This window comes from Streptomyces sp. NBC_00885, from assembly GCF_045207475.1.
Lineage (GTDB): Bacteria > Actinomycetota > Actinomycetes > Streptomycetales > Streptomycetaceae > Streptomyces.
This window is the reverse complement of the sequence record NZ_CP108796.1, coordinates 104,466-129,154: the sequence shown is the minus strand read 5'-3', so window position 1 is coordinate 129,154 and position 24,689 is coordinate 104,466. Positions and strand designations below refer to the sequence as shown.

Below are 24,689 nucleotides of genomic sequence, written 5' to 3'. Positions count from 1 at the left end.
GCCCGGCGATTGAACAGGAAACAGGGAGTCCTCTTCCTGGCGTGCCGTGAAGATATCGCGATGATGTCGCCATGGAAGGACTTTCCCCCACGGCTCCGGTGCGGCTCCTCGAAGGCACGAATTCCGCCCCAATGAGAGGCGATCCGCTGGCGTAAGGGACGGATCTGCCTGGCGGCAGCGAGGGGGCGGGCCCGACGATTGATGCCCCGGGCGCCAGGATAGCCGCACGCGGCCGGCAGGGATGCCGAGGCTCTCCAACTTGGCTGGTGTCGAGCAACGCCCCCAAAAATCCACCCTGTTGGCACTCCGGTAGATACATCTACGATGAGGCCTAGTAGAGCGTTTCGGTTGTCCCTCTGCCCCACGCCCACCGCACGATCCTCAGACACGCGCCTGATCGCGAGTCGATCGCTGGCGTGCTTGTCACGTGAAAGGAAACCCTGTGTCGTCGTTGACAGCCATACCCAGCGCGAAGGGGAGCATCCCCGGCCTCGGTCACGTCCCGAGGCTTATGAGGGATCCGCTGGCCGTCCTCAGATCGCTGCACGCCGAGGGGCCCGTGCTGCGGCTCGACATCGGCCCCATGCCCATCGTCGTGGTCACCAGCGCCGCCACGGTCAACGAGGTCATGGTGAAGCAGGCCAAGGCGTTCAGGAAGGGCCGCCTCTTCGACCGCGTACGCCCGCTGGTCGGCAACGGGGTCGGCACTGCGGATGGCCCGACGCATATCCGCAACCGGCGTCTGATCCAGCCCATGTTCTACAAGGAACGGCTGGCCGGGTACGCCGAGGTCATGGGCGACCGGGCCGAGACGCTCGCGGTGTCCTGGAGCGCCGGACAGCAGATCGACGTGAACCAGGTGATGAGCCGACACGCCATCGAGACCCTGGCCGCCACGCTGTTCAGCACCGACATCGGACGCCAGGCCGTCGAGTCCGTCCGCGAAGATCTGCCGATCGTCCTCAAGAACATGCTGCGCCGCGCGCTTGCCCCGCAGTTCATGGACAACTGGCCGATCTGGCGGCAGTTCGACAAGTCCGCGGCACGGATGCGATCGGTGATCGACGACGTCATCACCCAGACTCGCGCCTCCGACCCGGAGGCCCGTACTGATCTGCTGTCCCTGCTTCTGTCTGCCCGTGACGAGACGGGGGCGGGCCTCACCGATGAGGAGGTCAGGGACGAGCTGACCACGATGCTGTTCGCCGGCAGCGAGACGACGGCCTCGACTCTCGCCTGGGCGCTGCACCACCTGGCGGAACATCCCGACATCGAGCGCGAAGTGCTGGACGAGATCGACAAGGCGGCGGGAAACCGGCCCGTCACCTTCGCCGATGTCCCCCAACTGCCCAGCATCACCCGGGTCCTGGACGAAGCGCTCCGGCTGCATGGCGTGGTGGCCCTGATGCGCCGGACCACCGAGCCGGTCACGATCGGCGGCTTCGCACTGCAGGCCGAAACGGAGGTCCTGATCAGCCTGTACGCCCTGCACCGCAACCCGGAGCTGTACCCGGACCCGGACCGTTTCGACCCCGATCGTTGGCTTCCCGAGCAAGTGGCCCAGCGGCCGCGCGAGCACATGGTCCCGTTCGGGGCCGGAAACCGGAAATGTATCGGCGACAAGTTCTCCTGGATGGAGGCGACCATCACCCTGGCCACGATCCTGCCGCGCTGGAAGTTGCGGCCCGTGCCGGGCACGAAGGCGCCCACCGAGGCAAAGTCCTCCATGGCCCATCCCACGCGAATGCCGATGACCGTGCACCCCCGCGACGAAAGCTGACACTCTAGCACGAGTGGGGCCCTGCGCTTGGGGTGTGGCGGTCAGGCGAAGACCCATGTGGACCGTAGGAGCGTCGTGGCCTGGTAGCCCTGGTGCGCTTCGGTGATGATGTGGACGCAGGTCATTTTCCCGGTACGCGGGTCACGGACGGGGCGCGGATCGGCGTTGATGGCGATGTCGCTGTGCTCCACGATCCAGCGCGGCGCCTGGCCATACGCGCGCTGGACAGCAGGTCGGTTGTTGATGTCCCGCTCGATGGCCAGGAGCCGCTCGTCTGTAGGCCGCTGTTGCAGGTGGCTGCGAAGTGCGCAAGCGCGGGCATGAGCCACATCTCGCGGTACGCCTCGGGGTCCCCGCCGCCGAGGATCAAGGGGGCGTCCGGGTGGAGCATCACGTAGCGCGCGGGGTTTCGGGCGGGGTGAGCCGACTCATGTCGGCGCACTCCTCCGAAGAAGTCCCAGAACTCTCTGTTGTACAGGACAACGTCCCAGGCGTAGGTGTAGACAACGGAGGGGTGCGCGACTCCGTCAATCATCATCTGGTAGGTACAGATTGGCCCTGTTCGCAGCGCTCATTTCCAGCGCGCATGCAAGCTTCTCCACCTGGCTGGGGTCCAGCTTCGAGGGGTCCAGCATCCAGTTCCGCAGCGACCTCGGCGTCATGTTGAGCCGTTCGGCCAGCTTTTGTTGACTCCAATGCGCTGCTGCTCACCTTCCACGCGCTGTCTTATCAACTCGTTACGGTCATGCGCGATGTCCCCCGTACCGGCCTGCGCTTGACGCGCCAAAACCTCAGTCACCGCTCATACCCCCTGGCACTCATCTCTGGAAACGCGATCCTGACACGCGCTGGCGGGAGCTGACCAGCGCCTCGGCCCGGTCGAGGCGCGACGATGTTCCCAGTTCGGCGGGCACCTGGCCGCTACCGCGCACGCCTACGGCGCTGACCTGACCACCTGCTCATGGGGCAGCGCTGAGCAGACACCAGGTGCGGCTGGCGCCGAGACTTGGGGACCGGCCAGGTACTGACCGTTGGTCAGTACCTTACGGAATCGTCGTCGAGCTGCACATCACGCGGTTGGCCCCTGAGCTCGCGCCGACCGTGAATCACCCGCGGCCTGCGGAGCGGCAGGGGACCGGCAAAGATCTAAGCCCCCGTTCTGAGTAGCCTGGTGTCCTAGGCCGGCGTGGTGTCCCGAGGGCACCGGACGGGCCGTGGAGAGGAACTGCCGGGGCTGCGGGGAACGGCTGAGGCCGGATGCCCGTACCGGGGCGATGTTCTGCTCGTGCGCATCGACGTCGAAAAGGACCTGCTACTGGCAGGTGAGATTCTCCGTGGTGGCCTGGCGGTCGCGGAGGATGAACGTCGCCCTTTGCAGGGTGAGGCTCTGGTAGCCCTGATGGGCCTCGGTGATGATGTGCGCGTCCATGACCCGGCCCACCCTCGTATCCAAGAACCGGCGCGGCGAGGGGTTGATGGCAATATCCCCGTTCTCTGCGATCCACGCGGGAGCCTGCCGGTACGCCCGGCGGAGTGCCGGGCGCTGGATGATCTCCCGCTCCATGTCCTGCAACCGCTGATGCTCGGGGAGCTGCTGAAACGTGGCGGAGAAGTGAGCGAGTGTGGGCATGAGCCAGTCCTCATGGAAGGCGGTCTTGTCGCCGGCACCAAGAATCAAGTACGCGTCGGGATGGAACATGACGTACCGCGTGGTGTTGCGGAACGGATGGGCCGTTGCGTGTGGCCGTACCTGAGCGAAGATGTCCCGGAAAGCCTGGTTGCCGATGACGATGTCCCAGCACTCCGTGTAGACGACTGAGAGGTGCTCCGTCCCGTCGATCATGGCCTGGTAGAGAGCCATTTCCGGGGTGCGGCGAAGCTCGGTTGCCTGCGGAGCAGGCGGCACATTCCCCGTCAGAACGTGGAGGTTCTTGCGGTTCTCGCCGCTCATGTTCAGCGCGTCGGCGAGGCGCTCCGCCTCCCGCGCCTCAAGCCTGGACGCGCGGGCCATCCAGTTCCGCAGGGACCTCGGCGTTATCTTGAGCCGTTCGGCCAGCTCCTTCTGGGTGATGCCTTCGGCCGTGCGATGACGATTGATCATTTCGACCACTACAGCGTTGTGCGCGGTCGGATCGACAGGGGTGCCCTGTGCCGCCGGTGACACCACCACTTCAGACTCGCCAGCCATGCTTCCCCCTTGTGCTCGTCCTGCCTGCGCCCATAATCCCCCTGTCGCCTGGCGCGCCGCCTGGGCGAGGTGGCCGGAACGAACGGGTCTGCACGGTACCGGCTGGAGCCGCGACCGAGCACCCCCGAAGCCAGCGCCGAGCGGTTCCCCCGGGTGTGAGCCGGGGCCGAGACCCCGGGGACCGGCCACTCGTGCGGCTGCGCAATGCCCAACTCACATGCCGCCTCCCGCCCAACCACTGGCCAGGCACTGACCACTGGTCAGTTGCCTTACGGAATCATCGTCGAGCTGCACATCACGCCGTTGGCCCCTGAGCTCGCGCAGGCCGTGAATCACCCGCGACCTGCGGAGCGGAAGGGGCATCGGCAACGATGAAAGACACGTGCGTCAGTGTGAACGGCTGGTAGCCCCGGTGCCCTTGGGTCACGACTTGCACGGTGGTCAACTCATCTGTGCGTGGATCCCGGAAGGGGCGAGGGCTGGGGTGTGTGTGAATGTCCCCGCATTGGAAGATCCACGCGGGGGTGGCTGCGTACATCTTCCGCAGCCCGGGACGCCGCGCGATCTCCCGCTCGATCATCAGCAGATTCTCATCGTCTGGGTGCTGCTCCAAGGCTGCGCTGAAGTTTGCCAGGGCATGCATGAGCCAGCCCTCGCGGAACGCCTCCATGTCGCCACCGCCTAGCATCTGATACGCCTTCGGGTGGAAAAGTATGTACTTCAGCCCGCTCCGCATCGGATGGGCGAATCTGTGTGGTGTTACGCCTCCGAACACATCGCGGAAGGCGTCATTCCAGATGATGTTCTCGGCGGCATGGTCGGTCACGAGGGACGGGTGGGAGCAGCCGTCGATCAAACGTTGGTAAACCTCGATCTCGGGCGTGCCTTTGAGTGCGCTGGCTGTCGGCATTGACGACCTCTGCCCAGTCAGGAGTCGGAGATTTGCCCTGTTCTCCGCACTGATGGGGAGGCACGCGCAGAGGCGCTCGATTTGCTCAGCGGTCAACCCGGCCGGAGCCTGCATCCAGTTCCGCAGCGTCCGCGCGTGAACCCCCAGTTCCTCGGCCAGAGACTTGCGGGTCAGCCCCCGGGCCGCACGTGCACTGTCCAGGATGTCGCGCACCAACTGGTCGGGCTCGCGATCGATGCCCTGTGCCGCCGGTGACACCACCACTTCAGACTCGCCAGCCATGCTTCCCCCTTGTGCCATGTGCTCTTCCTGCCTGCGCCCATAATCCCCCGGTCGCCTGCCACTGCGACGCCGGGGCGAGACGGCGGGAACGAAACGGTCTGCACGGTAACGGCCGGAGCCGCGACTGATCAACCCGCCCCCGATTCGCCCTGCGCGTTGGCTCAGCGGTCAAGCGAGGATCATCGTGGACCGCTGGAGCGTCATCGGCTTGTAGCTCCGGTGCCCCTCGATGACGATCTGCACGTGGGCCATTTCCCCCGTGCGCGGGTCACGGATGGGACGCGGGTCGGCGTTGACGGGGATGTCGCTGTGCTCCACGATCCAGCGCGGAGCATCGCGATAGGCGCGCAGGAGATCGGGACGGCTGTTGACGTCCCGTTCAATGGCCAAGAGCCGCTCGTCCGCCGGCTGCTGCTGCAAGGTGGCTGCCAATTCGGCCAGGGACGGCATGAGCCACATCTCTCGGTACGCCTCGCTGTCCCCTCCGCCGAGCATCAAAGCGGCGTCTGGGTGGAAGAGCACATAGCGCATGGGGTTTCGAGTGGGGTGAGCCGACTCGTGCGGGCTCACCCCTCCGAAGAGGTCCCGGAACTCGTTGTTGTAGAGGACGACGTCCCATGCGTAGCCGAAGACGACGGAGGCATGCTCCAGCCCGTCGATCATCCTCTTGTAGAGAGCCATCTCGGGAGTCCTCATGAGCTCCTCGACCGGCGGCGCTGGCGGCATCAGCCCCCGCAGGACATAGAGATTGGCCAGGCTCGAAGCGCTCAATTCAAGGGCCTGCGCAAGCCTCTCCACCTGGCCAAGGGCCAGGTTCGAGGGCTCTAGCATCCAGTTGCGGAGCTGCCGAGGTGTGATGGCAAGCCGCTCCGCCAGGTCCTTCTTGGCGATTCCGAGGCGCCGCTGCTCACGCTCGACGAGCTGTCTGATCATCTCGTCGCGGTCATGCGCGAAACCCCCCGTACCTGCCTGCGCCTGACGCGCCGAAACCTCACTCACCGCCCATACCCCCTTGTGCTCATCTCCGGAAACGCGATCCTGGCACGTGGCGGCGGGAGCTGACCAGCGCCTCGGCCCGGTCGAGGCGCGGTGATGCGCCCGGTGCGCGGGCACCTGCGGGGACCATCCGAGCCGGTGCTGCAGGTACACTCCGCGCGGGGTGTACCTGCAGCCGCATGAACGGTGGATCAGCTCCGCGACCCGGACGAGAGTCCACTGCGTCAGCCGGCGCTGTGACCCCAGCCTTTCAACCTCAGCTGCAGGCCCGTGCGGGGCCCCGGCAATGCGGAAACAGGAACCCCGGATCCTGCCGAAGGCGCACGTCAGACGGTAGGCGTTGAGGCCGTGTTGTTCTTGTTCTGCCAGCCGACCGGCCCAGCAGGTCGGCTGCGCCTCCCGACTGTTCCAGCAGCACGCACCGAGCCGAATCAGGAAAGCTGGATGGTCGCCCGGTCGCCATCGATGCTGATGAGGTCCACGACGAGGTCGTCGATCGTGGAGCGGCCCGGGCTGGTCTGGCTGCCGCTGGACTGCTGCGTGCCGTTGCCGGACGATGCCGTGAAGGTCAGCGTGTTGTCGGCGACGCTGTCGACCGTGAACTCGTCGACGCCTGCCGTGCCGTCGAGCTTGATCGTGTCTCCGCCTGTCACCTCGACCTCGCAGGTGTTGTCGAAGCACGCGCTGAGGTCCGTGCCGTCCGCCGCCTGTCCGTTGCCGGCCGACGGCGAGGGCGAAGGGGGAGGCGAGGAAGGCGCAGAGGGCGGCGACGAGGACGAGTCGGCCGGGGGTGCGGCGCCGTTCGAGACGCTCTCGACGGTCTTCGCGGCGTCGGCGAGCCCAGCGCCGCAACCGCCCTCGCACGTGCCGGGCAGGGGCCGTGCGTTGGCAAGGATTGCCGACTCGATCTGCGCGGGCGTCAGCGCGGGGTTGGTGGCCTTCATCAGGGCGGCGAGGCCTGCGATGTGCGGGGCGGCCTGACTGGTGCCCACCTCGAACTTGAAGTTTTCGGCACCGGGCTCAATGGTGCCGGAGTTGAACGTGGAGAGGATGCCGTTGGCGGGGTCCTGCCTCATGTCACCGCCTGGGGCCGCGATGTCGACGACATCGCCGAAGTTGGAGTACTCGGCCTTGTTCCCGTCGCGGTCGGTGGCGGCGACGGTGATGACGTTGTTGCAGCTGGCCCAGTCGAAGTTGCCCGCATCCTGAGGCGCAGGCAGCGTGCCGCGATTTCCCGCTGCCACGACGATCGTCGTGCCGCGCTCGACGGCTCCGTCGACGGCGCTCTGCATGGCCTCGTCACAGGGGCCCACGAGGCCCAGGCTCATGTTGATGACCTGGGCAGGCGTCTTGTTGTCGGGTACGCCGTTGACGGGTCCGCCAGAGGCCCAGGTGATGGCGTCGATGATGTCGGAGTTCGGGGTGGAGCAGCGGCCCAGTACTCGAACAGGCTGGACCTTCACGCCGGGGGCGACGCCTGCGACACCCTTGCCGTTGGCGGGGGCGGCCACGATGCCCGCGACATGGGTGCCGTGCCAACTGGACGGCGTTGTCGACTGGCCTCCGCAGTCACCCGGCTTGGTGGCGTCACCCGGGTCGGTGGGGTCGCCGTCGCGGCCGTCGCCGTCGTTCGCCGAGAAGGTGTCGGTGATGAAGTCGAATCCGGCGACGGTGTTGGCGGCCAGGTCGGAGTGCTCGGTGATGCCGGTGTCCAGGACGGCGACCGTCACCCCTTGGCCGGTGGACGATTTCCACGCGTCGGGAACGTCCATGCCCGCCTTGGCCTCGGACAGGTTCCACTGCTCGGGGAAGAAGTCGCCGTCGCCCGTGCGGGTGTCGCCGCCATCGGGGACGTCGGTGTCGGCGACGTCCTGTGACTTGACGGCCTGCACCCGGCGGTCCGGGACGACGTAGGCCACGTCCGGGTCGGCCCGGAATCGGTCCATGAGAACGGCGACGTCCTTGGCCGGCTGTACTCCGCCGAGGTCCACCAGCGCCGCTCCCGTGCCCAGACGGCGGTCGTACGACAGCTTCTCGCCGGCCTGTGCGGCAATGGCCTGGGTGTCCTCGCGCACCGCCTTGTCCGAATGCGCTTGGGGTGCCTTCGGCTTGTAGCCGACGATCAGGCCGCCGGTCTGCTGAGCCGCCGACGCCGCGGACTTCGGTGAAGCGAGGGCGGCGCCGGCCCGGGACTCGGAGGATTCCTCCCCGGCCATGGCGGTGGCCACGGCGCCGATGCCGAGGAGCGTGCTGCCCAGTGCAGCGGCGACGAGTATGCGTGCCCGCCTGGGTTTTCGGTGTGGGTTCACTGCGTGCCTCTCGCGTGGACCGGATTCGGGCAGGCCGAACACCGGGTCGTGTGAAGGAGATGTCCGCCTGAGCCGGCTGCCGGCTGCCCCGTGCGGTCGGGCCTCCGCCGTTACCGACGGACAGGGGGATGACCGCGACCGCACCGGGTGGGTGTGTCCCGCCCTGCGTCGACAGGGTCCGTGAACACACGCGCCGCGCCCTGCCTCCCGTGGCGCACACTGCCCGCTGGATCCTGCAGGCACCGTGCGGCCCCCGGGGACAGCGAGTCCGGCGGTGCTTCGAACTTAGGCCCGGCGTACGGGAGTTAACTATGCGCAGCGGCAAATCACGGGTACGTACTTAACTGCGCGGACTACGAGGCGGCGAGCTCTCCGGGGCAGGTCGCGTGCGCCCTGGCCGGCCGTCGACTCGTCGCCCGACCAGGATCTTTCGTGTTCTGCGTTGCACGCGGCACCGGGTGCTACGGATACCGGCGCACCCCGCCCCACACTGCGTTCGGCACCATCGTGTGCGCCGGCAGGTGGCCAACCACTGCCCGGCCGGGCAGTGGTGTGGCCCGGGGGCGGGGCCTGGGCGGACGTGGTGAAGTCCTGCGGCTCTGCGGATACGCAGGTCCGGCACCTCCATGAGCGTTTGTTGTCCGCTGTATGAGCAAACGATGATGGCGGGCGGAAGACAGCGTTCGTGCTGTTCTGCTGGGTGCATGAACAGCAGCCACAGGTCCCGTTTCCCGTATCGAGTCACGTCCCGTCGTCCCTCCCGCCATGTCCTGACCACGGTGGCAGCGGCCGCCGTGCTCGGTGTCGCCCTGGCCGGATGCGCAGGCCCGGACAGAGGGAAGAGCACGACGGCGAACGAGGTGAACAGGACCGGTACGAAGGTGCTGTGGGCGGGCGACTCCATCGCCGGCGCCGAAGGCCCTGCCCTGGGTGCGGCCCTGAAAGCCAGCAGCGTGGAGTTCAAGGACGCTTCGTCCGACGGCGGGGGTACGGTCGTCGCCGGCGGCGAGGAGATCACCAAGACGATCGCTGCCGACACGTGGAAGCAACTGTCCAAGAACGTCGAGTCGTTCCAACCCACCGTGGTCGCCTACCAGATCACCACGTACGACTGGGGAACCCAGGACCAGCAGCGCGCCGCCTACGAGAAGCTCGTCACGACAGCCAAGGCCGCCGGGGCCAAGACGGTGTTCGTTCCGGCCCCGCCCATCAAGATCGATGACTTCTACAAGAAGTACGCGTCGCAGATGCGTACCGCTCCCCAGGTCGCCATGGAAGTAGCCAAGAACAGTGGCGGCGCGGCGGTGTTCCTCGACGCCTCGCAGCTGTGGGGCATCGATGCCTCGGCAAAGAAGGCTCAGCGGGCTTCCGACGGGATCCACAACTGCCAGCAGGGGGCGGTCGCTTTCGCAGCCTGGTTCGCCACGGAGCTCGGGAAGAAGGAGGGCTTCACGCCCGCAGCCGTGGACACCTGGGCCAAGGGCTCTTGGACCAGTGATGACCGGTACGCCACACTCAAGTGCGACGGCTGAGGGAGCGGCACATCTCATGACTGGGCGTCGTGTGCATATCGCCGCCCTCGACGGGCTGCGTGGGTTCGCAGTCGCGGCCGTACTGCTCTTCCACGCCGGGCTTCTGCGCGGGGGCTTCTTGGGCGTTGATCTGTTCTTCGTGCTGTCCGGGTTCCTGATCACCGGGCTGCTGCTCGGTGGGGCGGCGGGGCGCGGCCGGGTCGCCCTGGCCGCGTTCTGGAGTCGCCGTGCCCGTCGTCTGCTGCCCGCCCTGGTGTGCGTGGTGGTCGTGACCGTGGCGGCGACGTGGGCCTGGGGGACCTCGGCTCAGCTGCGGTTCGCGCTCGAAGACGTGCCGTGGGTCGGGGCCCAGGCCGTCAACTGGCACTACATTGCCGAGCAGATCGGTTACTGGAATGCCTCCGACAGCCGGGTCTTCGCCCATCTGTGGAGCATCGGTGTGGAGTGGCAGTTCTATCTGGCCTGGCCGCTGGTGGTGGCGGTGGCAGCCCGGGGCCGCTACGGCGAGCGGATCGTGGCCCTGCTCGCCGGGGCGGGCGCCGTGCTCTCCCTGGCTCTGGCCGTCTCGCTCGGCGCTGCGGTGGACACCACTCGCGCCTACGAGGGCACCGACACCCGCGCGGCCGCACTGCTGTTCGGGGCGCTTGTGGCCACCGCGCCGGTACGCAATCTCGCGCGCCAGGTGCCACGCCGCACAGCCGGCCCGGTGTGCCTGGTCCTGGCGTGCGCACTCGCGCTGTCGTGGGCGATGACCGAGGGCGAGAAAGCGCCGCTGCTCTTCCAGGGCGGGCTGTTCCTGCACTCCCTGGCTGCGGCAGCTCTGATCGTCCTCATGGCCGAGGTGCCGGGCACCAGCGCGTCCCGGGTCGCGGGCAGCCGCCTGCCGCGCCGCCTGGGTGAGGTCTCTTACAGCCTGTACCTGTGGCACTGGCCGGTGTATCTGCTCCTGCTGCCCCGGCTTTCCGGGTTCGGGGACTGGGGCGGCGCCGCCGTCGCGATCGGCGTGTCGCTGGTGGCCGCTGAAGCGACGAAGCGGCTGGTCGAGGATCCAGTGAGGTTCCGCTCGGGTTGGGCGCGCGGCCGGCGCGGCCTGGTAGCGATGGTGGCACTGGCTCTGATCGGGGTCGCGTTGTGGGTGGCAGTTCCTGCACCGGTGTCGGGCGCGGGCACCGTAGACATCAGCCAGTTGAGGTGAGCCACGCGAAAGGCAGCGGCACAGTGAGCGACTGCCTGATACTGCCTGGGTGGGGGCTTGGCCCCGGGCGGCCATCCCACAGCCCCTGCCGTTGAGTGCGTATCCGTGATTCAGCGGCTACGGATGGCCGGTTCCGGGTTGCGCTCCATAGGTTCGCTGCACCGCCCGGGCCTGGCGTCGGGCGGTGCAGCGAAACTTTCGGCTCAGGGGGTGTTTCAGATGGCGGGCCGCTGGAACTGCTGGTTGGCGCTGGTGCCGCAGGTGTACTGGATGAGGCGGGCGTGGTCGTCGGAGGCGCACCACTGACCCTGGCCGGGGCCGCGATGTATGTTCTGCCCGGCCCCGGCGTCCCCGTCCTGATCACCGGCCTCGCCGCCCTGGTCGATCGCGTCCGACAGAGACAACCGGTACACCACCGGCCCGAAGATCGCCTCGTCATCCATCGACGCGACCACCCGGGCCGCCTCCCGCCCCTCACCGCGCGTATCCCGCTCTCCGTCCGCCTCCGGCACCTCCCACAACCGTGGCGTGGCCGTCATGTAGACCCGCCGAAGCGCCGGCACCTTCCCGTTGTCATGAACTGCCCCCCACGCCTTGCCCGCCGCACCCGATGTCCGATGCGCCTCGTCCACCACCACCAGGTCCCACCCGCCCAGACCCTGTGCATGCGCCCGCTCCAGCACCCCGAGCCCCAGCGCCGCATACGTGGCGAACACCGTCACCCGCTCCCGGCCCTCAAGCCACGCGCTCAACTCACCTGCATCCGTGGTGCACCGCAGCCCCACCGCCTCATCACCGCGCAACGAGCACACGCCGAACATCGCCCCGCCACGCCCGCCTGTGAGGTCTGAGGCGCCCCGAAGTTCTCGGACAGCGGTCCCCATAGGATCGAAGTCCAGAACGGCGGAGAGAGCACGTGGCACAGAAGCGTAGGAAGTTCAGTCCTGAGTTTCGGGACGAGGCGGTCAAGATGGTGGTCGTGGAGTCCCGCCCGATCGCCGAGGTCGCCCGAGAGATACAAGTGAACGAGGGAACGCTGGGCACCTGGGTCAGCCGGTACCGGCAAGAGCACGCCGGGGAGGAGCCTCCCCTGAACATCAGCGAACGCGCCCGCCTGCGCGAACTGGAACGCGAGAACCGGGAACTCCGTATGAAGACCGAGTTCCTGGGAAAAGCGGCGGCCTTCTTCGCCCAGGAATACCGGTGACGGAGAAGTACGAGTTCATCGACGGCGAGGCTGACAACTTTCCCGTGCAGCAGATGTGCACCTGGGCGGGAGTATCCACGTCGGGCTTCTACCACTGGAGGTCCAGGCCATTGTCGGCCACCGCGAAGCGCCGTGCGGAACTGAGGGCCGTCATCCTCAAGGTCTTCTCTGACTCTCAGGAGACCTACGGCTACCGGCGTGTCCACGCCGCGCTCCAGCGGATGAACGTGCAGGCCGGAGCGGAGCTGGTCCGCGCGCTGATGCGCGAGCTCGGCCTGGTGCCATGCCAGCCGCGGCCCTGGCGGGCGACCACGATCGCCGATGATGCGGCGCCGGCCACGCCCGACCTGCTGGCCCGTGACTTCACCGCTGACGCTCCCGGGCGCAAACTGGTCAGCGATATCACCTATGTTCACACCTGGGCCGGGTTCCTGTATCTCGCGACCGTCATCGACTGCCACACCAAAGCTGTGGTCGGCTGGGCGATGGCCGACCATATGAAGACCTCTCTCATATCGGATGCACTCGATATGGCAGTCCGGAACATCGACCTCGCCGAAGGCTGCGTATTTCATTCCGATCGCGGCAGTCAATACACGTCTCGGGAACTTCGTTGCAAGCTCCGCTCGTTGGGCCTGCGAGCGTCGGTCGGCCGCACCGGTGTTTGTTGGGACAATGCGATGGCTGAATCATTTTTCGGCGCCCTCAAGAACGAACTCGTGCACCGAACTACGTTCCCAACACGCGCACATGCCCACCGGGCGATCGTCCGCTACATCGAGATGTTCTACAATCGAAAACGCCTCCACTCCGGCCTCGGCTACAAGACTCCCGCAGAAGTCCACGCCGAGTACGAGGAGTTGCAGACGGCGGCATAAAGAGAACCCTCAACACCGCTGTCCGAGAAGCGCAGGGCCCCTCAGTCTCAGCTCAGTTGGGGTCTGTCAAACGAGCGGCCCTGGCTCACATTCGGTGGTGGCGGAGGGTGACGCTATCCGAGGAGGATGCGGTGGCGGAGGAGCGGGAAGCCTGCCCGGCCGTACATCTGCCGCGCGATCAGCTTGGTCTTGGTGTTGACGCCCTCGGTGGGTCCGTTGCTGTGCGGGAGGGTGAGAGAGGCGATCACAGCGTCACGGTCTCGCTCCAGCCCTCGGGTGAAGGCGTGCAGGTGCGGCAGATCGGCCGCGCGGACCTGGGCGATCCAGAACTCGAGCGTGTCGGCATTTCCTGGGTGTGGCTTCAGGAGCTGGGCGAAGGTCCGGATGTGGGCGGCCAGTTGTGTCACCTCGGGGCAGGCGGCGGTGAGCCGGGCGAGGAGGCCGTGATGCTTGGACGTGAGGTTGTCGGGCCTGGTGAGCAGCATCCGGGCGAGCCTGCGCGCGGAGATGTGGCTGCGTTCGGCGTCCGCGCGGCCTTGGTTGATGTACTTGTGAAGCAGGTTGACGCAGCCCGTGAACCCGAGGGCTTTGATCTCTTCGAAGAGGTGCAGGACGGGGACGGCGGGGTCTTCGGCCCGGCGTTTTCGCAGGTGCTCGCGGTAGGGATCGACAAGGCTGGCCCGGTACTTGGGGACGCGGAGCATCCGCTCGGGTCGGTCGGCGCGGGCGTAGCGCTTGACGGTGTTCAGGGACAGTTGCAGGCGGCGGGCACATTCGAGCAGGCCCACGCCCGCCTCGAGGAGGTCGTGGACCTGGTGCCAGCGCTCCAGGGTGGTCTGGGCGCGGGGCCCGTTGTACAGGGGTGCGTCCAGCACGGTGGCCCAGCAGCCGCTGTGCGCCTTGACCTCGCTCAGGGCGCCTTCGCACAGGTTGTGCCACAAATGCCAGCGATCAGCGACCTGTGTTGCCTTGGGCAGGGCGCGGCGGATGGCCTCGGCGTAGGTGGCCGAGCCGTCGCGGCACACGATCTCGACGCCCGGATGGGTCCGCAGCCACGATTCCAGGGTGTCGGCCGTGCGGTCGGGCAGTACGTCGATCCGCTCATGGGTCTCGGCGTCGATCACCACGGTGGCATAGCGGTGCCGCCGGCGCAGAGCGAAATCGTCGACGCCGATCACGCGAGGCACCCGCCCGACGGCCAACGGGATGCGCAACAGGGCGCGCAGGGCAGTGTGACGCGACAAGCCCACCGCGAGTATCGAAAGCAAACGTGCCCCCGCCCGGCCCGCTAACTCTTTGACCACGGCCTTGACTTGCCTGGTCAGACGGGCTGTGCGTCGCTGGTATCGCTCCAGCACGCCAGGCACCTGCTCGCGGAAGGTGTGACGGCAGCCGCGCGTGGGACACACCAGGCGCCGCACCCGCACACGGACCACCACCCGCCGCCCGTCCACCGGTACGTCGGCCACGGTCCGCAGGTGAAAGCCGTGCACACGATCGGACGGCGCCCCGCAACCCGGACACGGCACTGGTTCCTCCGGCGTCCGTGCCCGCACCAGAATCCGCTCGGCCTCGTCGGTCACATCCTCGATGGCCAGCGGCGACAGACCCGAAAACACCACATCTACAAGCTCGTTGACATCACGCACGCCATGCCAACGACCCATCACAACCCTCCGTCACCACCGAATGTGAGACAGGGCCAAACGAACGGTGTAACTCCTGATCATGGAAGATGCGCCGATGACCAGTAACAACGTGCCTGAACCTGAGACCGTCGAGGTGGCTGAGCCGCAGTCGGCAAAGGCCGTGGACAACGAGCTGATCGAGGAGTTGGTGGTCCGGGCCAAAGCCGAGGGGCTGCAGCTGACCGGCGACGGAGGGCTGTTGCAGCAGCTGACGAAACGGCTGCTGGAGTCCGCTCTGGAGGGCGAGGTCACCGACCACCTCGGCTATGACCGGCACGATCCGGCCGGGAAGAACGGTGGCAATTCCCGCAACGGCGCCCGTTCCAAGACCGTGTTGACCGAGGTCGGCCCGGTGGAGATAGCCGTTCCCCGCGACCGCGACGGCTCCTTCGAACCGAAGATCGTGCGAAAGAGGCAGAAGCGCCTGACCGGCGTCGACGAGATGGTGATCTCGCTCGCCGCGAAGGGCCTGACGACCGGCGAGGTCCAGGCCCACCTGGCCCAGGTCTATGGCACCGACGTCTCCCGCCAGACCATCTCGACCATCACCGACAAGGTAGGGAAGTCCTTTCAGCCCGTCGCAGACGAGCATGAGGACGTCGCCAACGCCGCGGTTCTTGATCTCGGTGAGGATGTGCAGCCAGTGCTTGGCTCCTTCTCCGCCGTCGCCGGCCCACAGCCCAAGGATCTCGCGTCGGCCCTCGGTGGTGACTGCGAGGGCGACGTAGACGGGGCGGTTCGCGACGGCACCGTCCCTGATTTTCACGTGGATCGCGTCGATGAAGATCACGGGGTAAATCGCCCCCGATCAGGAAGATCATCTCGACCACCAACGCGACCGCTGCCCTCAATCGTCTCTACCTGACCACGCTCGCCCTGGACCCCACCGGCCGCGGACGCCAACGCTGGTCCAACCGCTGGAAGGACGCGATGAACGCCTTCGACATCGCCTTCGACGGCAGACTCTCGGCCGAACGAGCGTAGGCCAGTCAGATCAACCAGAAACCTTTAGAAGCCGTTGCCATACCGATCATGGAGTCTGTCTGAGGGGCCCTGCGCTTCTCGGACAGCGGTGTTGAGGGTTCTCTTTATGCCGCCGTCTGCAACTCCTCGTACTCGGCGTGGACTTCTGCGGGAGTCTTGTAGCCGAGGCCGGAGTGGAGGCGTTTTCGATTGTAGAACATCTCGATGTAGCGGACGATCGCCCGGTGGGCATGTGCGCGTGTTGGGAACGTAGTTCGGTGCACGAGTTCGTTCTTGAGGGCGCCGAAAAATGATTCAGCCATCGCATTGTCCCAACAAACACCGGTGCGGCCGACCGACGCTCGCAGGCCCAACGAGCGGAGCTTGCAACGAAGTTCCCGAGACGTGTATTGACTGCCGCGATCGGAATGAAATACGCAGCCTTCGGCGAGGTCGATGTTCCGGACTGCCATATCGAGTGCATCCGATATGAGAGAGGTCTTCATATGGTCGGCCATCGCCCAGCCGACCACAGCTTTGGTGTGGCAGTCGATGACGGTCGCGAGATACAGGAACCCGGCCCAGGTGTGAACATAGGTGATATCGCTGACCAGTTTGCGCCCGGGAGCGTCAGCGGTGAAGTCACGGGCCAGCAGGTCGGGCGTGGCCGGCGCCGCATCATCGGCGATCGTGGTCGCCCGCCAGGGCCGCGGCTGGCATGGCACCAGGCCGAGCTCGCGCATCAGCGCGCGGACCAGCTCCGCTCCGGCCTGCACGTTCATCCGCTGGAGCGCGGCGTGGACACGCCGGTAGCCGTAGGTCTCCTGAGAGTCAGAGAAGACCTTGAGGATGACGGCCCTCAGTTCCGCACGGCGCTTCGCGGTGGCCGACAATGGCCTGGACCTCCAGTGGTAGAAGCCCGACGTGGATACTCCCGCCCAGGTGCACATCTGCTGCACGGGAAAGTTGTCAGCCTCGCCGTCGATGAACTCGTACTTCTCCGTCACCGGTATTCCTGGGCGAAGAAGGCCGCCGCTTTTCCCAGGAACTCGGTCTTCATACGGAGTTCCCGGTTCTCGCGTTCCAGTTCGCGCAGGCGGGCGCGTTCGCTGATGTTCAGGGGAGGCTCCTCCCCGGCGTGCTCTTGCCGGTACCGGCTGACCCAGGTGCCCAGCGTTCCCTCGTTCACTTGTATCTCTCGGGCGACCTCGGCGATCGGGCGGGACTCCACGACCACCATCTTGACCGCCTCGTCCCGAAACTCAGGACTGAACTTCCTACGCTTCTGTGCCACGTGCTCTCTCCGCCGTTCTGGACTTCGATCCTATGGGGACCGCTGTCCGAGAACTTCGGGGCGCCTCAGTCGATCGAACGGGAGTCTCGATCGGGTGATCGCGGGCCCTGCCCGGCATGAGAGCAGGGCCTGGCGGTATACGGGGAAAATCCAGGGGAACGGACGGCCGCGCGCTGCTACGGTCGGGCGCCATGAGCTGGCTTCCCGATGACTTCGTCCACCCCGTCCTGGTACCGCTGCCGGGCGGTGGCCATCACCTGCGGCCGATCCGGGAGGCGGACACCCCGCTCGACTATCCGGCTGTGATGGGTTCGCGCGAGCGGCTGTGGACCATCTTCGGCCCGGCCTGGGGCTGGCCCGCGGCCACCATGACCTACGAGGCCGACCAGGCCGACCTGTTGCGGCACGAGAAGGAGATCGCCGCACACCAGTCCTTCAACTACGCGCTGTTCGACGCGGCGGAGACAGCTCTGCTCGGCTGTGTCTACATCGACCCACCGGAGAGGGCCGGCGCGGACGGCGAGATCTCCTGGTGGGTGGTGGACGAGCTGGTGGGCAGCAAGGTCGAGCAGGCCCTCGACGGGCTGGTGCCGCAGTGGATCGCCGCCGACTGGCCGTTCGAGCAGCCGCGCTTCCTCGGCCGCGAGATCTCCTGGTCGGACTGGCTCGCCCTGCCGGAGCATCCCGACACGTAAGTGGTTGTTGCCCGTACCGATCTCGAAGGCTGTCGATCGAACGGGAGTCTCGATCGGGTGACTGCGGCGGTTTCCGCGCGTGAAAGCAGGGCCTCCAGGTAGCTCGGGGGTGCGATCCCATTCCGAGTGGCTCCCGGAGGCCCTGTTGTCTTTGTTGTACGTTCCCGAGCATGTTGACTTCAACTCGCCTGCCGTGTCGTGCGATTGCCTCGCGCACGTGTACGGCAACGCGGCCGACCATCCGGACCGGGTGCGCCAGTATCCGTCGGACATGACGGACGCGGAGTGGGCGGCCGTCCGGCCGTTGCTGATGGTGCCGGCCTGGTTCCAGGGGCGGGGTGGACGGCCCGAGGGCTACTGCCACCGGCAGCTGTTGGACGCGATCCGCTACCTGGTCGCGGGCGGGATCTCGTGGCGGGCGATGCCCTCGGACTTCCCCGCATGGGCCCGGGTCTACGCATTCTTCCGCCGCTGGCGCGAGCACGGGCTGATCGCCGAGTTCCACGACCGGCTGCGCGGGACGGTCCGTGAGCGCGAGGGCCGTGAGGCCGAGCCCACAGCGGGGATCATCGACGCGCAGTCGGTGCGGGCCGCCGCGACGGTGCCGGCCGCCTCACGCGGCTACGACGGCGGGAAGAAGGTGCCGGGCCGCAAGCGGCACATCGTGACCGACACCCTCGGCCTGCTCCTGGCCGTCGCGGTCACGGCTGCGAACATCGGCGACCGGGACGCCGCGGCGGGCCTGCTGATGCGGCTGCGCCGTCTGCACCGCGACATCACCCTCGTGTGGGCCGACGGCGGCTACACCGGCTCCCTCGTCGGCTGGTGCCGGGACAAACTCGCCCTGACCTTGGAGATCGTCAAGCGCACCGACGACATGGCAGGGTTCGTGGTGCTGCCGAGGCGGTGGGTGGCAGAGCGCACGTTCGCGTGGTTGATGAACTCCCGCCGTCTGGCCCGGGACTACGAGACCCTGCCCGCCACCAGCGAGGCGATGATCCGGTGGTCGATGGTCACGCGGATGAGCCGGCGTCTGGGACGGCCACGGTCCGCCGGACGGCACTGAACGCCCCCGACGCCTCCAGGAGGAGCCACCCGCGCTCCGCCAGGCGCCGGGCTTTCGACCGCAGCCCCTCGACCTTCGCTGGCGTCGCGTCAAGGCCCAGCTCCACCGCGATCTCCTTGGCCCGAAGCGGTCCGTGACCCGTGGATCGCTGCCGTTCCAGCATGCCCAGAATGCGCTGATAGTCCGGCACCAGAACCGTCACCGGCAGCCCTTCCCGCCAGGGCGGCACCGTCGAGCCCGGCACCGGCGCGAGCGACAGCACCGCTTTCTCCTCGGCCTCGGTCCCGGCGGTGGTCTCGGCAGCCGAGGCTGCCAGGGCCTCGACCAGCTCTTCCCGCGCGATCACCCGCCGGTCCAGCTCGATCTCGGCGGCCTCCAACACCTCAGCCAACCGGGCGACTTCCTCCCGTAGCCCTTCCACCCGCACACGGGCCGCTGTCTCCCGCTCCTCCAGCATTCCCAGCACCGACGCCATCGCGCACCCCTCGCTCACGGAGCGGAAACAAGACGCCGGATGTCTCTCTCATTCCGAGCTACACCATGCCTGACCAGCAGAAATCAACGGATCACGTTCGGTTGAGATACGGCTTCTTACATCAACCGGTGATGTACACCTGATTCGTGATCGTTCCGGGGAGCAGCCAATACTCAACTGTGGTTGCGGGGATTTCCGGTGGGCGGTGGCGTGTCAGTGGGGGTGGTTAGGCTGCCGGTCATGTCTGGTGATCCGGGAGATGGAGATGGTGGTCGCGGCTGGTCGGCGGCGTGGGAACTGTATGAGCGCTTGTTGGGCGCCGACAGGCTCTCCGCTGTCGAGGAAGCTCTTCGACGGTGTGACGTGGGTGGCAGCGAAGCGTTGACGGTTGCTGCGGCGGTGGCGTGGGCTGCGTCGGAGGCTTGGCAGGAGCCGGCCATGGGGCCACTGGTGTCGCGTCTTGGGGCCGACTGTGAGTCGGCGGGCCGCCAGAGGTTGTGGATGGAGGCGGCAACCGCAGCGGTGGCACAAGCGCGCACGGAAGGAAGCGCCGAAGCCGCCGGCATTGGTGATGTGGAGCCTGCTCACGTCGATCCGAGGGTATTGGACGACACGGTTGCCGACATCGAGGGGGCTCTGCGGTCGCGCAAGGTCGCCGATGTCCGCGCGGCCGTTGCGGACGCGCTCCGCTTGTTGTCGCAGGCCGCACCCCGTCTGGCACCGGCGCTGCGAGCGTTGTGCAGCCATCGGAGCCGGGCGGTGGTCGAGGAGGTGCGTGCGGGCGTACGGCGGGAGGTCCGAGGTCTCGCCGTGAGTGACCCCGGCGCCTGCCGTGTGATTCTCCAGGCGTTCAGCGACGGCGAGCCTGAGCTGTGGCGCGAATTGATCAACGCGGCGGCGGAAGCGGGTTATGGATGGGCGGTTGATCGCGTCAGCGACACCGAACCCCTTTACTGATCGTTTCAGAATGAACTGCTGCGTGGATCTTGGAAGTTGGGTGTTGTGCCGACATGATCTGTTGGGTGTCCGCTGATCTTGTGCCTGATGACCTGTGGGAACGTGTGGCCCCGTTGTTGCCTGCTCGTCCGCCCAGGCGGCACCGGTATCCCGGGCGGTTGCCCGCAGATGACCGGGCTGCCCTGCGTGGCATCGTCTACGTGTTGTGCAAGAGCGTGAGCTGGCGGGACGTTCCGGCGGAACAGGTCGGCTGCAGCGGTGTGACGGCCTGGCGGCGTCTGCGGGACTGGACCGAAGCCGGCGTCTGGCCGCAACTGCATGAGGTGCTGCTGGCGGAGCTGCGGGCCGCGGGTCTGCTGGACATGGACGACGCTGCGATCGACGGCTCGCACGTCCGGGCGCTCAAAGGGGGGCTCACACCGGACCTTCGCCGGTCGACCGGGCTCGGCCCGGCAGCAAGCACCACTTGATAGTCGACCGGCATGGCACCCCGCTGGTCGTCTCGCTGACCAGCGGGAATCGTCACGATGTCACTCAGCTGATGCCCCTGCTGGACGCGATGCCCCGCATCCGCGGGGTTCGAGGTCGGCCACGTCACCGACCAGGCCAGCTGTTCGCAGACCGCGGCTACGACTACGACAAGTACCGTCGTCTTGTCCGGGCCCGCGGCATCACACCGAAGTTCGCCCGGAAAGGCACCGCGCACGGCTCCGGACTGGGGAAGACCCGCTGGAGCGTCGAGCGGACCTTCGCCTGGCTCCACCAGTTCAAGCGACTCCGGATCCGCTACGAGATACGCGCCGACCTCCACCTCGGACTGCTCCAACTCGCCTGCAGCATCATCTGCTTGAGACGACTCCGAACCTCATTCTGAAACGATCAGTTACTATCGCTGCTGGCTGCGCGGGGACTCGCCGGGATTCGCCGCGGCCGTGCGGTCGGCGGCGGGGACGGGAGAACTGTTCCAGGTGGTGGGTTCGATCTACGCCGGGAGCACGCGCCGCTGGCCACGAGGGCGCAACATCCAGCTAATCGTCGACGGGATCCATCCCTGCATCGCCTCCGCGGAACCCGATGTACGCATCGTGACGATCGCGACTTTGGCCGCATGCGCGGCTGCCGGCGCGAACGTCGAAGCGGCTGTTCCGGCGCTACTGGATGCTCTGACAGACGAGCATCGCAAAAAATCCGGTCTTCCATCGGAGGGCCTTTGGTGGCACGCCACGGCCGGGACGCACGCCGCGCTGGCCTTGGGCCAGGCTGTCGGCGCAGTGGCCGATCCGGAATTCATCGTGGCGGGACTTCAGGAGGCGTTGTCCCAGCGCCGTGGGCAGGCCCGGCAGGCGGCGGCGTTCGGTCTCGGCGTGGTCAGCGCACGGCTCGGCGGCGACTTCACAGCGCTGGAAGCAGTGCTCGGCCGACGCGAGCTGGTCTATGCCGCCGTTGAGGGCGTGATGGACACCTCGTATGGGCAGCTCGCACCTTCCTTGGTGGACTGGTTGGTGGCCAACGACTTCGACCCGGCCTGGTGTTTCGAATCCGAGTCGGCCTTCCATCCCAGATTCGCACCTCACGTTCGGGTGCAAACCCGCGAGGGTCTTGGCATCCTGATCGACCACCTGGCCGGCCGACGCCGGGGGAGCGCTTTGGGAGCGTTGGCAGCCGCAGCCAGCAACGGATCCGACGTAACAGCAGCGGTGCCGGCGATCGCGGGGACCTTGTTGTGCGGTGACTGGCGGGTCTCTCTCGACACGACTCTGGAATGCCTGCGTGACATCGCGAAGGCCGGCAGGTCGGTGGCCTCGGTGGCTCGCTGGCTGCCGGCCTTCCTCGTCCCTGGCCGGCCCGGTGCTCGCGCCGCCGCCGAGGTCGCCCGGCTGGCCGTGGCACAGGGCGCGGACGGACGCTGCCTGGTGGAGGGCCTGACCGCAGTGGCCGCGCATCCCTTCGACACACCCGGCTCCGATGCCGCTTCCTGGGCGTCGCTCGCTGCCAGCCGCGAAGCAGCCGCCGCCCTGGCGGCCCTCGCGTCGCGCGGCACAGACATCGGCAACGATTTTCCTCGAACGGAGCTGACCTCCATATGAGTACCGCAGCACAGGACCGGGCGGATGACCGGCTGAGGGCTGTCATCCGGCCGTTGTGGACTGAACCGGATCCGCAGCCCCGGCGTGCGATCATCACCCGGCTCCACCAGCAGGCACGCGATGTCCACGACGTGCGGGTGGCCCAGCCCGCACTGACAGTGGCCATCCTCGACCCCGACGTCGACGTCTGCCGTGCCGCCATGGCCGTCACCGAGGAACGGGCCGTCAGCGGCGCGGACATCCGCCTTGCACTGCCCGCGATGGCACTGGTCGCCGAACACCCCGATACCGAGATCCGCGAGCGGGTATGGGGTGCGCTGATAATGAGCGACAGCCGCCACGACGACGCAATCATCGCTCTGTCAGACCTCGCCCACCGGGTCAGCGTTGGGGATCCTGATCCTGACATCCGTCATGCGGCCAGCAGGATTGCTGCCCGCATTGCCCGCGTCAAGGACCAGCACTCCAGCGTTGCCGCGAACGAGATCTGAGCTTGATTCTCTATCTCCTCGGCTTCGGCCTTCGGTCCGGTCAAAACCCGAGATCCAGCCCTCGTCATTTCACGCGGGCCCCCAACGCACCGCCCTGGACAACTGGTAGCCGTTGTCCTACCGAACTTGATCGTTGAGTTGCGGCAGGCCCAGGCAGTCCACGGCCGCGTTTCCCTCCCGGGCCCCAGGCGGTGAGGTTTTCCTGGGCCTGTGGACGGCGCCCTGACGGTCATCCGATACCCGCCCGAACCGGCCGCCCTCCGTCCTCGTCTGCAACGACATGCGGCATCTGCCTGCCGAGCTGTGCTGGACCGGTTTCCCGCCTGAGAAACCGCGCCGACAGGTGCGTTGGGGGATCCCCCGTAGCAGGAACAGGCACGGGCCTTGGTGATCACAGAGTTGCGACGCTCCGTGATCACCAAGGTGGCCTGTGCCTGTGCTGCCGTCAGAAGCCGTTGTTGAACCGGAGGTGATCGTTGAGTTCCTGCTGGTCAGGCATGGTTTCGGTCGGGGTGAGGGATGGTCTCGACGTTCTGTTTCTGCTTGATCGTCGAGGGGTGCGCGATGGCGTCGATGCTGGGGTTGCTGGAGGCGCGGGAAACGGCTGCCCGTGAGCGGGTGGAGGCCCTGCGGGAGGAAGCGGCCCGTATGGCCGCGGCGCTGGAGGCCGCCGAGATCGAGTGGGACCGGCGGGTGATCGCGCGTGAAGAGCTCGTCGACGCCCTGGCCGCGTCTGCTGAGGAGACCACCGCCGCGGCGGAGGCCGAAGGCGAGGAAGTGCTTTCTCCTGTGCCGGTGTCCGCGTCGGTGCCGGGAGCGGTCGTGCCGCCCTGGAGGGAGGGGCTGTCGGTGTCGGTGCTCTCGCTGGACAACCAGCGGATCCTGAACGTGCTTCAGGACCGGCCGGGCCACGAGCCGGTGCGGGCCAAGGACATCGCGGCGGCCCTCGGGATCGAGGCGTCGGTGGCGGCGAAGGTCGAGGGAGTGCGGTCGAAGGCGAACGCCTGGGCGAGCGCGGATGGTTGCTCCAGGAGGCGTCGGGGGCGTTCAGCGCCGGCCGTCGGCTCGTGGCCGGGCCAGCCGGCGGCTCATCCGCGTGATCATCGAGAACAGGATCATCGCCTCGCTGGTCGCGGTCAGCGTCTCGTAGTCCCGGCACAAACGGCGCGTCCGCACTGACCCGGTGCCCGGCCCGGGTCAGTTCCCCCGCGAGTGCGCGGGTCGACTTCAGCGTCCACCGCAGCGGCGACATCGGATCCCCCCCCGCACATCCGGCTCGACCGGCGCCAGCAAGGCCCGCCGCAGCCCCGGATCGAGTTCCGCGACCCGTTTGCGACCTCCTCCCGGCCGCCGCACCCGCCCCAGGGGCTCCTCACCGGCCTCCAGCTCGAATACGCCCTTGCGGACCGTCGTCTCGCTGACCGCGGCCGCCCGCGCAACGGCCCGAACACCGCCGTGACCGAGCACCCGGGCCTCGGCAGCCATCATCAGCCGCCGCTGTCGCTCGTCCAGATGCGGGAACAACACCGCGAATTTCACAGAGAGTCGGTCACGAACCTCGTCCGGGATGCGCATACCACATCAACGAGCTCCAGCACGGGAAGCAACACCTTGATTCCCTGCAAGCCCTTAGGCTCTTGAGCCGTGACGCGATAGTTGGAACCGGCGAGACGTGTTGGCGCCTGGCTGTTCTCGT

General features: G+C 67.3%; 20 protein-coding genes and 5 pseudogenes. 12 read left to right on the top strand and 13 right to left on the bottom strand.

The genetic code is table 11. The features are described 5' to 3' along the window. Positions 1-442: 442 nt before the first annotated feature. Complete coding sequence (locus OHA61_RS00695; protein WP_406301168.1) at positions 443-1,780, top strand: cytochrome P450; 1,338 nt, start codon at positions 443-445, stop codon at positions 1,778-1,780. Between the two features lie 41 nt (positions 1,781-1,821). On the opposite strand, the gene OHA61_RS00690 is transcribed toward OHA61_RS00695, so the two are convergent. The 7 genes and pseudogenes from OHA61_RS00690 to OHA61_RS00660 all read right to left on the bottom strand — a co-directional run bounded on the left by OHA61_RS00690 (position 1,822) and on the right by OHA61_RS00660 (position 8,465). Further along, positions 1,822-2,109: a hypothetical protein gene (locus OHA61_RS00690; protein WP_406301167.1), complete on the bottom strand. Its 288-nt coding sequence runs from the start codon at positions 2,107-2,109 to the stop codon at positions 1,822-1,824. A gap of 198 nt (positions 2,110-2,307) precedes the next feature. Next, positions 2,308-2,469: pseudogene (locus tag OHA61_RS00685) on the bottom strand (helix-turn-helix domain-containing protein); the annotation flags it as partial. 623 nt (positions 2,470-3,092) lie between these two features. After that, entirely contained in the window at positions 3,093-3,968 is an 876-nt protein-coding gene (locus OHA61_RS00680) for a helix-turn-helix domain-containing protein (RefSeq protein ID WP_406301166.1), read from the bottom strand. A gap of 295 nt (positions 3,969-4,263) precedes the next feature. After that, positions 4,264-5,160 carry a helix-turn-helix domain-containing protein gene (locus OHA61_RS00675; RefSeq protein ID WP_406301165.1) on the bottom strand — a complete coding sequence of 299 codons (897 nt, stop codon included), beginning with the start codon at positions 5,158-5,160 and terminating at the stop codon, positions 4,264-4,266. Positions 5,161-5,328: 168 nt separating this feature from the next. Beyond that, entirely contained in the window at positions 5,329-6,159 is an 831-nt protein-coding gene (locus OHA61_RS00670) for a hypothetical protein (RefSeq protein WP_406307627.1), read from the bottom strand. Positions 6,160-6,258: 99 nt separating this feature from the next. Continuing rightward, positions 6,259-6,384: pseudogene (locus OHA61_RS00665) on the bottom strand (winged helix-turn-helix domain-containing protein); the annotation flags it as partial. Positions 6,385-6,587: 203 nt separating this feature from the next. Then, positions 6,588-8,465: a S8 family peptidase gene (locus OHA61_RS00660; protein ID WP_406301164.1), complete on the bottom strand. Its 1,878-nt coding sequence runs from the start codon at positions 8,463-8,465 to the stop codon at positions 6,588-6,590. Between the two features lie 704 nt (positions 8,466-9,169). On the opposite strand from OHA61_RS00660, the gene OHA61_RS00655 reads away from it, so the two are divergent. Both OHA61_RS00655 and OHA61_RS00650 read left to right on the top strand, forming a co-directional pair. Further along, a complete protein-coding gene (locus tag OHA61_RS00655; RefSeq protein WP_406301163.1) occupies positions 9,170-9,997 on the top strand; it encodes an SGNH/GDSL hydrolase family protein in 828 nt (275 codons plus the stop codon). A gap of 16 nt (positions 9,998-10,013) precedes the next feature. Then, positions 10,014-11,192, top strand: a complete 1,179-nt coding sequence (locus OHA61_RS00650; protein ID WP_406301162.1) for an acyltransferase family protein — start codon at positions 10,014-10,016, stop codon at positions 11,190-11,192. A gap of 215 nt (positions 11,193-11,407) precedes the next feature. On the opposite strand, the gene OHA61_RS00645 is transcribed toward OHA61_RS00650, so the two are convergent. Then, entirely contained in the window at positions 11,408-11,944 is a 537-nt protein-coding gene (locus OHA61_RS00645) for a DEAD/DEAH box helicase family protein (protein ID WP_406301161.1), read from the bottom strand. Positions 11,945-12,108: 164 nt separating this feature from the next. On the opposite strand from OHA61_RS00645, the gene OHA61_RS00640 reads away from it, so the two are divergent. Next, positions 12,109-13,277 (top strand): IS3 family transposase gene (locus OHA61_RS00640; protein WP_406301159.1). Its coding sequence is split into 2 segments (ribosomal slippage): positions 12,109-12,361 and positions 12,361-13,277, totalling 1,170 coding nucleotides; the frame shifts between segments, so codons are not numbered across the junction. Between the two features lie 113 nt (positions 13,278-13,390). Here the strand turns inward: OHA61_RS00640 and OHA61_RS00635 are convergent. Continuing rightward, complete coding sequence (locus tag OHA61_RS00635) at positions 13,391-14,944, bottom strand: ISL3 family transposase (RefSeq protein ID WP_406301160.1); 1,554 nt, start codon at positions 14,942-14,944, stop codon at positions 13,391-13,393. 76 nt (positions 14,945-15,020) lie between these two features. Here OHA61_RS00635 and OHA61_RS00630 point away from each other — a divergent pair. Next, positions 15,021-15,524: pseudogene (locus tag OHA61_RS00630) on the top strand (transposase); the annotation flags it as partial. On the opposite strand, the pseudogene OHA61_RS00625 reads toward OHA61_RS00630, so the two are convergent. Both OHA61_RS00625 and OHA61_RS00620 read right to left on the bottom strand, forming a co-directional pair. Beyond that, positions 15,516-15,764 (bottom strand): annotated as a pseudogene (locus OHA61_RS00625) (transposase); the annotation flags it as partial. The pseudogenes OHA61_RS00630 and OHA61_RS00625 overlap by 9 nt on opposite strands. 289 nt (positions 15,765-16,053) lie before the next feature. Further along, positions 16,054-17,222, bottom strand: a protein-coding gene (locus OHA61_RS00620; protein ID WP_406301159.1) for an IS3 family transposase whose coding sequence is annotated in 2 segments (ribosomal slippage) — positions 16,054-16,970 and positions 16,970-17,222 — 1,170 coding nt in all. Because the reading frame shifts where the segments join, the coding sequence is not laid out codon by codon here. A gap of 191 nt (positions 17,223-17,413) precedes the next feature. Here OHA61_RS00620 and OHA61_RS00615 point away from each other — a divergent pair. Continuing rightward, positions 17,414-17,917 carry an N-acetyltransferase gene (locus tag OHA61_RS00615; RefSeq protein ID WP_406301158.1) on the top strand — a complete coding sequence of 168 codons (504 nt, stop codon included), beginning with the start codon at positions 17,414-17,416 and terminating at the stop codon, positions 17,915-17,917. Positions 17,918-18,188: 271 nt separating this feature from the next. After that, positions 18,189-18,983 carry an IS5 family transposase gene (locus tag OHA61_RS00610; RefSeq protein ID WP_406307243.1) on the top strand — a complete coding sequence of 265 codons (795 nt, stop codon included), beginning with the start codon at positions 18,189-18,191 and terminating at the stop codon, positions 18,981-18,983. Here OHA61_RS00610 and OHA61_RS00605 read toward each other — a convergent pair. Further along, positions 18,931-19,458, bottom strand: coding sequence for a hypothetical protein (locus tag OHA61_RS00605; RefSeq protein ID WP_406301157.1), 528 nt, complete (start codon positions 19,456-19,458; stop codon positions 18,931-18,933). The genes OHA61_RS00610 and OHA61_RS00605 overlap by 53 nt on opposite strands. A 240-nt stretch (positions 19,459-19,698) precedes the next feature. Here OHA61_RS00605 and OHA61_RS00600 point away from each other — a divergent pair, with 240 nt between their 5' ends. The 5 genes from OHA61_RS00600 to OHA61_RS00580 all read left to right on the top strand — a co-directional run bounded on the left by OHA61_RS00600 (position 19,699) and on the right by OHA61_RS00580 (position 24,172). Beyond that, positions 19,699-20,415 (top strand): hypothetical protein, encoded by a 717-nt coding sequence (locus OHA61_RS00600; protein WP_406301156.1) that lies wholly within the window; start codon positions 19,699-19,701, stop codon positions 20,413-20,415. Positions 20,416-20,468: 53 nt separating this feature from the next. Next, positions 20,469-21,289, top strand: a protein-coding gene (locus OHA61_RS00595; RefSeq protein WP_406301155.1) for an IS5 family transposase whose coding sequence is annotated in 2 segments (ribosomal slippage) — positions 20,469-20,820 and positions 20,820-21,289 — 822 coding nt in all. Because the reading frame shifts where the segments join, the coding sequence is not laid out codon by codon here. 94 nt (positions 21,290-21,383) lie between these two features. Further along, positions 21,384-22,502, top strand: coding sequence for a hypothetical protein (locus tag OHA61_RS00590; RefSeq protein ID WP_406301154.1), 1,119 nt, complete (start codon positions 21,384-21,386; stop codon positions 22,500-22,502). Next, positions 22,499-22,993, top strand: a complete 495-nt coding sequence (locus OHA61_RS00585; protein ID WP_406301153.1) for a hypothetical protein — start codon at positions 22,499-22,501, stop codon at positions 22,991-22,993. The genes OHA61_RS00590 and OHA61_RS00585 overlap by 4 nt, the downstream gene beginning before the upstream one ends. 519 nt (positions 22,994-23,512) lie before the next feature. Then, on the top strand, positions 23,513-24,172 hold the full coding sequence (locus OHA61_RS00580; protein ID WP_406307626.1) for a hypothetical protein: 660 nt from the start codon (positions 23,513-23,515) through the stop codon (positions 24,170-24,172). Here the strand turns inward: OHA61_RS00580 and OHA61_RS00575 are convergent. Continuing rightward, positions 24,162-24,568: pseudogene (locus OHA61_RS00575) on the bottom strand (ISAzo13-like element transposase-related protein); the annotation flags it as partial. The gene OHA61_RS00580 and the pseudogene OHA61_RS00575 sit on opposite strands and share 11 nt — an antisense overlap. Between the last annotated feature and the right edge of the window lie 121 nt (positions 24,569-24,689).